Source organism: Gordonia paraffinivorans NBRC 108238, from assembly GCF_000344155.1.
Lineage (GTDB): Bacteria > Actinomycetota > Actinomycetes > Mycobacteriales > Mycobacteriaceae > Gordonia > Gordonia paraffinivorans.
Genome location: NZ_BAOQ01000021.1, coordinates 64,996 through 77,690 on the forward strand (window position 1 = coordinate 64,996; position 12,695 = coordinate 77,690).

Annotated in this window: 13 protein-coding genes; 6 read left to right on the forward strand and 7 right to left on the reverse strand. The window is 69.4% G+C overall.

Going from position 1 to position 12,695, the window contains the following annotated elements; genetic code table 11:
* Positions 1-31: 31 nt before the first annotated feature.
* Positions 32-787, reverse strand: coding sequence for a PIG-L family deacetylase (locus GP2_RS10940; protein ID WP_006900573.1), 756 nt, complete (start codon positions 785-787; stop codon positions 32-34).
* A gap of 223 nt (positions 788-1,010) precedes the next feature.
* On the opposite strand from GP2_RS10940, the gene htpG reads away from it, so the two are divergent.
* Together htpG and GP2_RS10950 are read left to right on the forward strand one after the other, a co-directional pair.
* Positions 1,011-3,032 (forward strand): molecular chaperone HtpG, encoded by a 2,022-nt coding sequence (gene htpG / locus GP2_RS10945; protein WP_006900574.1) that lies wholly within the window; start codon positions 1,011-1,013, stop codon positions 3,030-3,032.
* Between the two features lie 37 nt (positions 3,033-3,069).
* Positions 3,070-4,035, forward strand: a complete 966-nt coding sequence (locus GP2_RS10950; RefSeq protein ID WP_006900575.1) for a hypothetical protein — start codon at positions 3,070-3,072, stop codon at positions 4,033-4,035.
* Between the two features lie 4 nt (positions 4,036-4,039).
* Here GP2_RS10950 and GP2_RS10955 read toward each other — a convergent pair whose 3' ends face one another.
* Positions 4,040-4,507, reverse strand: coding sequence for a nitroreductase family deazaflavin-dependent oxidoreductase (locus GP2_RS10955; RefSeq protein ID WP_006900576.1), 468 nt, complete (start codon positions 4,505-4,507; stop codon positions 4,040-4,042).
* 64 nt (positions 4,508-4,571) lie between these two features.
* Here GP2_RS10955 and GP2_RS10960 point away from each other — a divergent pair, with 64 nt between their 5' ends.
* Positions 4,572-5,543 carry an N-acetylglucosamine kinase gene (locus GP2_RS10960; RefSeq protein ID WP_006900577.1) on the forward strand — a complete coding sequence of 324 codons (972 nt, stop codon included), beginning with the start codon at positions 4,572-4,574 and terminating at the stop codon, positions 5,541-5,543.
* 129 nt (positions 5,544-5,672) lie between these two features.
* On the opposite strand, the gene GP2_RS10965 is transcribed toward GP2_RS10960, so the two are convergent.
* On the reverse strand, positions 5,673-6,515 hold the full coding sequence (locus GP2_RS10965; RefSeq protein ID WP_006900578.1) for a crotonase/enoyl-CoA hydratase family protein: 843 nt from the start codon (positions 6,513-6,515) through the stop codon (positions 5,673-5,675).
* Positions 6,516-6,626: 111 nt separating this feature from the next.
* Here GP2_RS10965 and GP2_RS10970 point away from each other — a divergent pair, with 111 nt between their 5' ends.
* Positions 6,627-7,286 carry a PaaI family thioesterase gene (locus GP2_RS10970; RefSeq protein ID WP_006900579.1) on the forward strand — a complete coding sequence of 220 codons (660 nt, stop codon included), beginning with the start codon at positions 6,627-6,629 and terminating at the stop codon, positions 7,284-7,286.
* A gap of 40 nt (positions 7,287-7,326) precedes the next feature.
* Here the strand turns inward: GP2_RS10970 and GP2_RS10975 are convergent, their stop codons facing one another.
* The 4 genes from GP2_RS10975 to GP2_RS10990 form a co-directional block, all read right to left on the reverse strand.
* The gene (locus GP2_RS10975) at positions 7,327-7,878 is read right to left on the reverse strand and encodes a dihydrofolate reductase family protein (RefSeq protein ID WP_006900580.1); all 552 of its coding nucleotides are present in this window, start codon (positions 7,876-7,878) and stop codon (positions 7,327-7,329) included.
* A complete protein-coding gene (locus GP2_RS10980; RefSeq protein WP_006900581.1) occupies positions 7,878-8,843 on the reverse strand; it encodes a helix-turn-helix transcriptional regulator in 966 nt (321 codons plus the stop codon). The genes GP2_RS10975 and GP2_RS10980 overlap by 1 nt, the downstream gene beginning before the upstream one ends.
* Before the next feature lie 179 nt (positions 8,844-9,022).
* Positions 9,023-9,835: an ABC transporter permease gene (locus GP2_RS10985; RefSeq protein WP_006900582.1), complete on the reverse strand. Its 813-nt coding sequence runs from the start codon at positions 9,833-9,835 to the stop codon at positions 9,023-9,025.
* Positions 9,832-10,755: an ABC transporter ATP-binding protein gene (locus GP2_RS10990; RefSeq protein WP_006900583.1), complete on the reverse strand. Its 924-nt coding sequence runs from the start codon at positions 10,753-10,755 to the stop codon at positions 9,832-9,834. Before GP2_RS10990 ends, GP2_RS10985 begins: the two co-directional genes overlap by 4 nt.
* Positions 10,756-10,879: 124 nt before the next feature.
* Here GP2_RS10990 and GP2_RS10995 point away from each other — a divergent pair, with 124 nt between their 5' ends.
* Positions 10,880-12,043, forward strand: a complete 1,164-nt coding sequence (locus GP2_RS10995) for a sensor histidine kinase (protein WP_040526814.1) — start codon at positions 10,880-10,882, stop codon at positions 12,041-12,043.
* Entirely contained in the window at positions 12,040-12,690 is a 651-nt protein-coding gene (locus GP2_RS11000; protein WP_006900585.1) for a response regulator, read from the forward strand. The genes GP2_RS10995 and GP2_RS11000 overlap by 4 nt, the downstream gene beginning before the upstream one ends.
* The last annotated feature ends 5 nt before the right edge of the window (positions 12,691-12,695 follow it).

Sequence of the window (12,695 nt, forward strand, 5' to 3'; positions counted from 1 at the left end):
GGACGGTCACGACCCCGAGGTCGCCGGACGCTCAGACGAGTTCGCAACCCCCGGGCACGAGGTCGCGCCGCTGATAGCACTCGACGCTCAGCAGCTTGTCCTGGATCTCGTCGGGCAGGGCCAGGAACCCGGCGATCGCGCGACTCCGCGTCGCCTCGGACCGGTGGGCGACGACCGCGGCCTTCTTCCGGTCGGCGAGATCGGCGACGTCGACCACGAGGTCGATGTCGGAGTCGGGGGTTCCCGGCAGTTTCTCCCGCGGGATCTCGGGGAACAGGCTCGGGGCGAGCAGGTCCATCATCCACTCCGGGATCGTCGCGAAGTACAGCGAACGGACCCGCCACGCCGGCCCGGCCCGGTGATAGAGCTTGTGGGAGGCGGCGGCGTCGACGGCGGCCACCGCGAGCCGGTGCGCGTGCACGTGGTCGGGATGCCCGTAGATGCCCAGCGCGTCATAGGTGACGACGATGTCCGGTTGCAGCTCGCGGATGTGCTTGGTCAGTGCCCGGACCTGGTCGTCGAACGGCGCCGCGCACAGCCGCTCGGTGTCGGGCGCCGATTCGGGCCGCCGGTCGTCGGCGTAGCCGAGCATGATCGGCGGCCGCGGCATCCCGAGGATGCCGACGGCGTCGGTGAGTTCCCGGTGCCGGACGGTGCCCTCGGCCCACGTGCACATCACGAGGTCCGCCTCGCCCCCGGAGTCGACGTGACGGGCGGTCAGCCCGCCGGTCCACAGCGACTCGTCGTCGGGGTGCGCATGCACCAGCAGCAGTCGTGGCGTACCCATCCACCTGGCTTCCTGATCATTCCCCGGGTCGGTCGTGCCGACGGGCGCGACCCGGACCCGGGGTGGTCGGTCCCGACCCAGGGTAGCCACACCGGCGCTCGGTAAAGTCGGTGTCCGTGACGACGTGTCGCGGCCCTTCGCCGAACGGGGAGGCCGCGACGCGTCCGCCGATGACTTTCCCGGCGAGAACAGAACATGGAAGAACAGAACATGGAGGACTGCGATGAGCGTTGCGCCCGAAGTTCATGAGTTCCAAGCGGAGACGCGGCAGCTGCTGGATCTCATGGTCCACTCGATCTACTCCAACAAGGACAGCTTCCTTCGCGAGCTGATCTCGAACGCGTCCGACGCCCTCGACAAGCTGCGTCTGGAGTCCCTGGTCGACAAGGACCTCGACGTCGACACCTCGGACCTGCACATCAAGCTCGTCCCCGACGCCGAGAAGCGCACGCTCACCGTCATCGACAACGGCATCGGCATGAGCCGCGACGAGGTGATCGAGCTCATCGGCACCCTCGCCCGGTCGGGCACCGCGGAACTGCGCCGTTCGCTCGCCGAGGCGCGCGAGAAGGGGCTGTCGGAGGCCGCCGCCGAGGAGTTGATCGGCCAGTTCGGCATCGGCTTCTACTCGACATTCATGGTCGCCGACAAGGTCACCCTGGTGACCCGCAAGGCCGGCGAGTCGGTCGGCACCCGCTGGGAGTCCACCGGCGACGGCACCTACACCATCGACGAGGTCCCCGACGCGCCGCAGGGCACCGCCGTCACGCTGACCCTCAAGCCGGTCGACACCGAGAACCACCTGTACGACTACACCGACAAGACCAAGCTGCGTCAGCTGGTCAAGCGGTACTCGGACTTCATCGCCTGGCCGATCCGGATGGACGTGGAGAAGACCGTCCCGGTCGAGAAGCCGGAGTCGGAGAAGGACGCCGAGGGCGCCGAGAAGGAGGACGCCGAGAAGGAGTCCGACGAGAAGAAGGCGCCCGAGACCAAGACGGTCATCGAGGAGGAGACCGTCAACTCGATGAAGGCGCTGTGGGCCAAGCCCCGCTCCGAGGTCTCCGACGAGGAGTACCAGGAGTTCTACCGGCACGTCTCCCACGCCTGGGACTCGCCGCTGGAGACCATCACGCTCCAGGCGGAGGGCACCTTCGAGTACCAGGCCCTGCTCTTCATCCCGACGCAGCCGCCGTTCGACCTGTTCATGCGCGATTCCAAGGTGGGCATCCACCTCTACGTCAAGCGCGTGTTCATCATGGACGACTGCGAAGAGCTCATGCCGGAGTACCTGCGGTTCGTCAAGGGCGTCGTCGACGCGGCCGACCTGTCGCTCAACGTCTCCCGCGAGATCCTGCAGCAGGACCGCCAGATCCGCGCGATCCGGCGCCGTCTCACCAAGAAGGTGATCTCCACGATCACCGAGATGCGCGACTCCCGGCCCGAGGACTACCGGAAGTTCTGGGACGCGTTCGGCCGGGTCTTCAAGGAAGGCCTCGTCAACGACTTCGACAACCGGGACGCGCTGCTCAAGGCGTCGGTCTTCCAGAGCACCAACTCCGAAGAGGACCTGACGACCCTCGCCGATTACATCGGCCGGATGAAGAGCGGCCAGGACGCGATCTACTACATGACCGGCGAGTCGCGGCAGCAGATCGTCAACTCGCCGCACATGGAGGCGTTCCGCGCCAAGGGCATCGAGGTCCTCATCCTGTCCGACCCGGTCGACGAGATGTGGGTGACCTCCGGCGTCGAGTTCGAGGGCAAGCGCTTCCAGTCGATCGCCAAGGGCGCGGTCGACCTCGACGATGACGAGGACGAGAAGGACGAGAAGGCCAAGGAGGAACAGAACAAGGCCTTCGAGGAACTCCTGAAGTGGCTGACCGAGACGCTCTCGGACGACGTCAGCGAGACCCGGCTGTCCTCGCGGCTGACCGAGTCGCCGGCGTGCCTCGTCGGTGACACCTGGTCGATGTCGCCGCAGCTGGAGAAGCTGTACCGGGCGTCGGGGCAGACGCTGCCGAAGACCAAGCGCGCTCTGGAGCTCAACCCCGACCACCCGCTGATCGTCGCGCTGAACAAGGCCTTCGCCGACGGGGAGCGCGACAAGCTGGTGCCCACCGCGAAGCTCGTCTACGGCATGGCCGTGATCGCCGAGGGCGGCGAACTCGAGGATCCGGCCGAATTCGCCAAGGTGCTCGCCGGGCAGCTCACCGAGTCGTTCGCCGGCGGCTCGGAATCCTGAGCGAGAGGCCGGGTACCGTCCACGCACGGCGGGCCCGATGACCCGTCGTGCGTGGACGATCGTCCTCGGCGTCGTCGCGCTGGTCGTGGCGATCGTGCTGGTGTCCGCGCTCCTCGTGGGGCTCTCCCGCGAGGACGTGCGGGCCCGAACGCCGGTCGAGGCAGTCCGCGCGTACCTGACCGCGCTGGCCGACGCCGACGCGTCGGCCGCGCTGTCGGTCATCACCCCGCGGCCCGACGAACGGTTCCTCACCGACCGCGTCCTCCGTCAGCAGCGCGACGATGCCGCCGTCGGCGACATCCGGGTCGCGGAGACGGCGCGGCCGGGCGTCGTGCGCGCCCGCTACCGGATGGGCGCCGACGCCGTCGACACCGAGATCTCGGTCCGTCGCGCCGGCGATGGCTGGGCGGTCGTCGACGGCGCGGTCGAGGTGCGGATCGAGTCGCTGCTGGTGCCGCGTCCGTCGCTGTTCGGTGCCGAGGTGGCGCAGGGCGACACGGTCTTCGTGTTCCCAGGTCCGCAGCGGTGGGGGTCGCGCGACACCGATTTCCTCGCCAGGTCCCTCGACGACGCCCCGGTGGCCCCGCACGCACCGATGTCGGTGCGGGTCGTGGCCGAGCTCAGCCCGACGGGTGTGGCGGCGGTCAGTGACGCGGTGTCGGCCCACCTCACCCGGTGCGCCGGTGCCACGCAGGCCGATGCCGGCTCGAGCGTGCCCGGTTGCACTCAGCGACTGTTCCGGTCGGCGGTGGACGGGAGCGTGAAGTGGACGGCACCGACGGATCTGTCGGGGTTGAGGTATCTGCTCCGACAATCCGCGGGCGGCGACGAGAAGGACCTCGGCATCGTCGATGTCGCGGGCGCCGTGCGGTGGCGGGTGGCCTACACGCCCGACTACGACAAGGACGGCCCACGGGTGGAGACCACCGACGACCAGTACCTCGTCGGCCACGTCGACCTCACCGCCGGGAAGCCGACGTTCACGGCGGAGCCGACAGCCTGACCTGCTACTCCGGCCGGATCCGGAACACCGGTATCTTGCGGTCGGTCCGCTGCTCGTACAGGTCGAAGTTCGGCCACACCGCGCGCAGCTTCTGCCAGGCCTCGGCGCGCTCGTCGCCCTCGAGTTCGGTCGCCACGGCCTTGGAGTGCTCCCCGCCGACCACGATCTCGATCTCGTCGGCGGCGCGGACATTGTACACCCACGCCGGCATCTTGGGGCCCCCGAAGTACGATCCGGCGATCAGCCAGTCGCGGCCGTCGGGGACCGCGAGGAGACGCGTGGTGCGGATGGCGCCGGTCTTGCGGCCGGCGACCTTGATGGTGATGTTGGGAAGGTCGGCGATGTCGAGCAGGGTCACCCGATCGCCGCTGATCTTCTGAATGGCGTTGTCACCCATCACGATCTGCGGGAGATAACGAGGCATCCAGAAAATCGATCCGATCTTGATCGCGAGGTTGCGCCGCACCTTCATCCGCCTAGTCTTACACGACGTCGTCGGGCGTCGACACTCGGCGATCGGACGTTCGACCCGAGCGATGGGCGATACCGTTCATCCCGTGGCTGACCAGACTCGCGGACGCATCCTCATCGACGGCGGACAGACCGGCACACGGCTGCGGATCGAGACCTCCGCAGGCGCCGAGGAGCGCGAACTGGGGCCCATCCGCACCGACCGTCCCGTCGTCGAGCAGATCGGTGCGGCGGTGCACGACGTCGTGTCCGCGATGCCCGACGAGCAGGCACCCGGGGCGGGGTGGACCCTGGCCGCTGGCATCACCGGTCTCACGCCACAGGCGGCCCGACCGTCCGCGCTGTTGGCCTCGGTCGGCGACCTCGGCGTGGATTCCATTGTGCTGGCTCATGATTCGGTGACTGCCTACCTTGCGGCGAACGGCGACGCGCACGGTGTCGTCACCGCGGTCGGCACGGGGGTGGTCACCCTCGGGGTCGGCGGCGCCGGCGTCTGCCGGGTCGACGGATGGGGGTACCTGTTCGGCGACGCGGGGAGTGCCTACTGGATGGGCCGAGCCGGGATCGACGCGGCCCTCCGTGCCTTCGACGGTCGCGGCGAGGAGACGGTCCTGCAGGATCTGGCCGCGGAGGTGTTCGGTCCGTTGCCCGCGCTCTACATGGTCGTGCAGGGTGATCCGGCGCGCGTCTCAATGGTCGCCGGGTTCGCGAGAAAGGTGGACGAGGCGGCACGGTCCGGTGACGCCGTCGCGCAGCGGATCGTCGACGAGGCCGCCGGCGAGCTCGCGCATTCGGCGGTGACCGCTCTCGGACGCAGCGGGCACCGCCCCGGCGAGACCGCGCGCATCAGCTGGACGGGGACCGTGATGGGCGCCAACGCGCGCCTGCGCGAGCGGTTCGCGGCGCTGGTCTCCGACCGTGCGCCCGGCGTCGACGTCGCGGCGCCGTACGGGCAACCGCTCGACGGCGTGCGCCGGCTCGTCGAACTCGATCCCGATCATCCGCTGTCTGTCGAGGTGTACCGCAGCCGGCGGTGACGCGGACCGTCGACCGGCCGGCATGCCCGAGGCGGCATGCCGGGAGAGACCACGGTCGCCGCCTGCGGCCGTGTCGCGGGGCGACGGCAGGCGGCGACCGTGCGATGGCAGGGGATCAGCGACCCGTGATCAGCGGCCCTTGAACTCGGGCTTGCGCTTCTCGAAGACCGCGGTGATGGCCTCCTGCAGGTCCTCGCTGGGGAGGAAGGCGGAGTTCCAGGCCGCGACGTAGCGCAGGCTGTCGTGGACGGCGGCGCTGCGGGTGTGGTCGAGGACGGCCTTGATCCCGTGGACGACCAGCGGCGGGTTGTCGGCGATCTCGCGGGCGGTCGCGCGTGCCTGGGCGAGTACCGCTTCCTGGTCGTCGGCGACTGCGTTGACCAGGCCGATCTTCTCGGCGTGTGCGGCGCTGAAGTCGCGACCGGTCAGCGCGAGTTCGCGCATGTGGCCGTCGCCGATGATGAACGGCAGGCGCGCGAACGTACCCACGTCGGCGACCATGCCGACCTTGACCTCGCGGATGCTGAACTTCGCATCGGCGCTCGCGTAGCGGACGTCGGCGGCGCAGATCAGGTCCACGCCACCGCCGATGCACCAGCCCGACACCGCGGCGATGACCGGCTTGCGGCAGTCGGCGACCGCGGTGATGGCGGCCTGCAGCTTGCGCAGCGAGTCGAGGAACTCGGTGCGCGCCGCGGCCTTCGCGTTGTCGGCGAGGACGCTGGAGAGGGTGCCGCCCATGGCGACGAGGTCGAGACCGTAGCTGAAGTGGGGGCCGGTGCCCGTCAGCACGACCGCCAGGACCGCCGGATCGGTGTCGATGTGGCCGAACAGCTCGGGCAGCTCGCGCCAGAAGTCGGGGCCCATGGCGTTGCCCTTGCCGGGGCCCTTGAGTGCGACCTCGGCGATGTCATCGGCGACGGTGACGTCGAACGCGGTCCAGTCACGGTCGTTCCAGGCTTGGTCAGTCATGCGAGGGAGCTTACTCGGCGGTCAGTACGTCTCGCGGCCGGACCGCGTACGTGTTCTCGCCCGGGGAGACCCTCGCGGGCACCGCCGGAGAACCCTCTGTTAGATGGACCCATGAGCGGATACATCCAGGAGGATCTCTCTCCCGAGGAGCTCGCGCATCGTGCTCGGCTCGCGTCGTCGATCGCGGGCAGCGTGCGCGACCTCATCGACGCGACCGTGCGCACCGAGGTGGACGAGGCCGACATCGACGAGGCGCGTCGCTTGATCGAGGCCGCGACGGCGATACTCCGCAAGGATCAGCTGCCCGGTCCGTTCGGCATCCGGTTCAACACCGACGGCACCAAGCGCTCGTGGGGCAACGCCGTCCTGGGACGACGCAATCCGATCGCCCCGCCGGTGGTCCTCCACCACGAACCCGACGTCAGCTGGACCGAGGTCGAGCTCGGTGCCGCCTACGAGGGGCCGGCCGGACTGGTACACGGCGGTGTGCTGGCCCTGATCCTCGATCAGCTCCTCGGCTCGACCGCCGAGTATCAGCAGGTCCCGGGCATGACCGGCACACTCACCGTGCGGTACCGCAAGGCGACGCCGCTCGGCCGGATCCGCGGCGAGGCCCGCGTCGACCGCGTGGACGGCGTGAAGACGTTCGTCACCGGAACCATCTCGGTCGACGGGAAGGTCACCGCCGAGGCCGAGGGGATCTTCATCCTTCCCAAGTGGGCCCGCGGGGACAAGTCCGACGTCCTGCGCCGGTCGGTGGGCGAGGGCTGAGCAGGGCGCCTGGTCGTCGGCGGGATCGTCGTCCGCGGGATCACGGCGCGGGCGACTCCCGTGGTCCGGCGAGGGTGTACCGCGCACACAGGAACGCCTTGTTGCGATCGAACTCCTGCAGCTCGAGGTCGAACCGCCGCGGGAACAGCGGACGCCCGGCACCGAGCGTGACCGGTGCGATCGACACGATGATGTCGTCGAGCATGTCCGCCTCGGCGAACTGAGCGGCGAGGTCCCCGCCGCCGACGATCCACACATCCTTGCCGCCCGCGGCGTCGAGCAGCCGGTCCCGGTGGTCGGCAGGGGAACCACTCACCACCGAGATCGATTCGGCGACAGGGCTGATGCCCCGATGCGTGAAGACGAACGACGGGATCTCGTACGGCCACGGCTTGCCGTCGGTGACCTCGTGGTCGAGCAGCCACTGGTAGGTGGTGTGACCCATCACCGCGACCCCGACATCCGCGAAGAAGTCTCCGTAGTTCATCGGCCCGTCCTCGTCGATGGGTTGGGAGAGCAGCCAGTCGAGGTTGTCGTGGTCGTCGGCGAGGAACCCGTCGAGGGTGGTCGCGGTGTAGTAGCGGAATGCCATCAGAATCCTCCGGAGTGCTTGCGGTGCCACATGATCGGGTCGGGATCGAGGTGCGCGACATCCACACCGGCGTCGCGCAGCATCCAGCGCACGAGCTGCCGGCGATGCGCCGAGAAGGTCAGGACGTGGGCGACGATCTGCGACAGCAGGAACGACTCGGGCGGGTCGCACAGGGCGTCGACGATCCGGTCCTGCCACGCGTGCCGGCGGTCGATGTCGCGGACGAGCGCGAGCCAGCGGGGTGTGAGTTCCCGATGCAGCTCGACGAGGCCGGGCAGGTCGGTGGGCGGCTCGGGCGGCGTGTCGGCGCCCTCGATGGAGGCGAGCCAGGGCTGCCGGTCGGCGACGAGCAGCGACATCACCTGCGCGAGGGACTCTTCCGGACCGTGCCAGTCGAGATTGCGATGACCCGGGAGCCTGATCCGCGACCAGTCGTCCGCGGAGACCGCTTTCGCCGCGTCGAGCAGCGCGTCGATGTCGTCGAGTTCGTGACGGACCATCAGCATGACCACGTCGCCGGAGCTCTCCACGGTCGGGGTCCCGCTGTCGACGTAGAGGACGGTGGGCGAATGGAAATGGATGCCGTTGGGCGCGGGTAGCCAGTGGCTGTGCCCGCCCGAGGGGCGGACTCCCTCCGTCGCGGCCCGGCTCGGGCTGAATCCGAACGCGCGGGTGAAGGCGCGGGCGAACCCGTCCACGGACTCGTAACCGGAGTCGAAGGCCACCTCGGTCACCGGCCGTCCGCGCTGCAACATCCATGCGGCCCGCTCGAGCAGAACGCGCCGGCGCAACGCCACCGGTGACTCGCCGGCGCCACGGCTGACCTGGCGTGAGAAGTGGAAGGGCGACGAGTACGCGCCGGTCGCCATCTCGTCGAGCGTCGTGTGCTCGTCGGCCAGAACGGCGTCGAGGAGTTCACGCAGCCGATCGCGGTCACCCGGCGGGCGGTCATCGGAGTTGGTCACGAATCGAGTATGGAACGGCGACGGGTCATCGGACCCGACCGAAATTGCTCCGATCGGATCCACGCGCGCCGACGACGCCCACGACACGGCACCGCCTACGACACGGCACCGCCTACGACACGGCACCGCCGGCGACGCGGGTCGCCGGCGGTGCCGTCGGTGCAGGGAGATGGGTCTGCCTACTTGATCTCCGAGCGCATCACCCGCACGACGCCGAGGCCGAGCGGGATCGCGACCCAGACCACCGCCGAGACGAGCAACCGGGCCCACTCGCCGCCGGACGCCCACTCGTTGGACTGGAAAGGCATCTGGGTGAGCGTGCAATCGACCCATTGGCCGAGGTTCTCCTTGAACCACGGGACCAGCTCGCTCAGGACCGACAGCGCGGTCGGCAGCGCGAAGTAGGCGACGATGGCGCCGGGGGTGTTCAGGATCAGCGCGGCGAACCCGAATCCGAGCAGGAGGCCGAATGCCTGGATCACGAACGAATTCACGAACCCCGCGGAACCGAGCTCCCACGCACCTGCCGGATCGTCGTAGGCGACAGCGGCGATGCCGTTGCCGATCACGCCGAGGATCAGGGCCAGGGCGACCGCGGCCACCGCCGCGATCATCGCCGTCGTGAGCTTCGCCCCGATGATCCGTTCCCGGCGCGGCTCGATCGTGAACGTGGTCAACGCGGTCCGCTGGCTCCATTCACCGGTCACCAGCAGGATCGCGAGGACGGGCAGGATGATCGCGGTCGGGATGTTCATGATCCCGAAGAACTCGCCGAGATCGAGGTTCTCGGGCGTGTTGCGGTTGGCGATGAGCATCGCGACCATGATCGTCGCGGAGATCAGCCCGATCGAGGCGGTGAGCCAGAAGCTCGCACGGGTGTCGACGAGCTTGCGCAGCTCCACCCGGACCAGGCGGGTGAACGGGATTGCGGGCGAGTCGAGGTCGATCCCGGCGGAGGGCGGCAGCGGCGCCCGGAAATCGGTGATGGTCATCGGGAGGCTCCTTGCAGGACGGGCGCTTCGCGCTGGGTGTCGGCGGTGAGCTGCAGGAACATCTCCTCCAGCTGGGCGCCGTCGGCCGGACGCAGTTCGGTGAGGACGACGCTGACCGCGGCCGCGGCCCGGCCGACCTCGACGGGGTCCGCCTCGACGTCGAGACCGCCGGATGCGTTGGGGCGGGCCACGATCCCCGCTGCGGTCAACGCCCGCAGCAGGGTCTCGTCGTCGAGCGAACGGACCCGGCTCCCCGCGCCGGCCAGCAGTTCGGCCTTGGTGCCCTGGGCGACGATCCGGCCGCCTCCGATGACGACGATGTCGTCGGCGATGATCTCGATCTCGTGGAGCAGATGCGACGACAACAGCACGGTGCCGCCGCGATCGGCGTAGTCCCGCAACAGGGTGCGCATCCAGTGGATGCCCGCCGGGTCGAGGCCGTTGGCCGGCTCGTCGAGGATGAGGATCTTCGGGTCGCCCAGCAGCGCGGCCGCGATACCGAGACGCTGCCGCATGCCGAGGGAGTAGTTGCGGACTCGTCGCCCGGCTTCTTCCGGTGTGAGGCTGACCAGTTCGAGCATCTCGTCGACGCGCTCGGTGCCGATGCCCATGGTCATGGCGGCCAGCCGCAGGATCTCGGCGCCGGTCCGGCCCGCGTGCTGCGCCGAGGCGTCGAGGAGCACGCCGACCTGGGTCGCCGGGTTGGGGATGGACCGGTAATCGACGCCGTAGAGCTGCGCCGTGCCCGACGTGGCCGGGGTGAGCCCGGCGATGATCCGCATGGTCGTCGACTTGCCGGCGCCGTTCGGTCCGAGGAAGCCGGTGACCTGACCGGGCCGGCAGGTGAACGACACATCGTCCACCGCGACGTGGTCGCCGTATCTCTTCGTGAGGTTCTGCACTGTGATCATGGCGTCCATCGTCATCGGACCAGGTGGTCGGGCACATCCGTCGCGGGGCCGAAGGTTCATCGGCCGAAAGTCGTAGGGGACTCGTGGACAGAGGTCGGAGGTCGACTCAGGGGTGCCCGACTACGGTTACGGTGTGCAACCCGAGCAGTACCAACCCCGGCTGACGTGGGCCGGTCACGCGTGGCGGCTGGCGGTGATGCTGCTCGTCTCGGCAGCGGCGTTCGGCAGCCGTGCCGAATACCTGTGGAACGAGGTGCGGTGGTGGTTCTTCCTCGACCTCGCCCTGGGAACCCTCTCGTACACCGTGATCTGGTGGCGCCGCCGCCATCCGGTCGCCGTCACCGCCTTCACCAACCTCGTCGGCATGGTGTCGGCGACGTCGTTGGGCCCGGCGGCGCTGTCGCTGGTGTCGGTGTCGACGAGACGTCGCTGGCGCGAGATCATCCCGCTGACGGTCCTGTGTGTCGCCGCGAGCGTCGTCGCCATCGAGTTCTTCGGGACGCCCGCAGAGGCGGACGACCCCGTCCTGGTGCAGTTCGCGGTGACCGTCGCGGTGACCGCGGCGATGGTGTCCTGGGGCATGTACATCGGTTCGCGCCGTGAGCTTCTCGCGAGCTGGCGGGCCCGGGCCCTCGCGTCGGAGGCCGAGCAACAGGCGAAGGTCCAGCAGGCCCGGTCGATGGAGCGGGCCCGCATCGCCCGCGAGATGCACGACATCCTGGCCCACCGGATCTCGGCGATGAGCATGTCTGCCGGCGCACTGGCCTACCGCACCGACCTCACCGGCGAACAGGTGCGCGAGACCGCGAAGACGATCCAGGAGACCTCGCAGCTGGCGCTGAACGAGTTGCGCGAGGTGCTCGGCGTGCTCCGGGAAGGGCCGGGGGACGCCGAGCCGGAGGAGCCGCAATCGGGACTACCGGATCTGAACGCACTGGTGACGGAGGCGCGCGCGCTGGGCATGCGGGTGGACTTCACCTGCGAGATCGACATCGACGCGTTGCCGCCCGCCATCGCCCGCACCCTGTACCGGTGCGTGCAGGAGGCACTCACCAACGCGCGCCGGCATGCGCCGCACACCCCGGTCACCGTGCACATCCGCGGCGGGGTCGACCACGGCGTCGATCTCCTCGTGGAGAACCCCCTCCCGGTCTCCGCACCGGCGACCGCGCCGAACCCGGGGTTCGGTCTCGTCGGCGTGGCTGAGCGGGTTGCGTTGTCCGGCGGACGTCAGTCGGTGACCGTCAGCGAGGACAAGCGATTCCTGCTGCACGTCTGGTTACCGTGGCAGTCATGATCGCGCGCATCATGATCGTCGACGACGACCCGCTGGTCCGTTCCGGCCTGCGGTTGCTGCTCGGCGGCGACCCCGGACTCGAGATCGTCGCCGACGCCGCCAACGGGCAGGAGGCCCTCGACAACCACGGGCAGGCCCCGGTCGACCTGGTGCTCATGGACCTGCGGATGCCGGTGCTCGACGGCATCGCGGCCACCGGGCGGTTCAAGTCCCTGGACAACCCTCCCGCGGTGATCGTGCTGACGACCTTCGACGCCGACGACTTCGTGGTGCGCGCCCTGGCGATGGGGGCCGACGGCTTCCTCCTCAAGGACACCCCGCCGGACGAGATCGTCGCCGCGATCCACAACGTGCTGGCCGGCCGGCCCGCGTTGAGTCCCTCGGTGACCGCCGCGTTGATCAAGCAGGTCGTCGACGGCGGCGGCGCCCGATCCGCCACGGCCGCAAGCCGGATCGCGACGCTGACCGCACGCGAGAAGGACGTCGCCCTCGAGCTGGCGCGGGGCGCGACCAACGCCGAGATCGCCGAGCGCCTCCACATGAGCCTGGCGACGGTGAAGGCCCACATCTCCCACATCTTCACCAAGCTCGACGCCTCCAACCGCGTCCAGGTCGCGATCCTCATGCACGACGCCGGGGAGGTCTGAGAGAG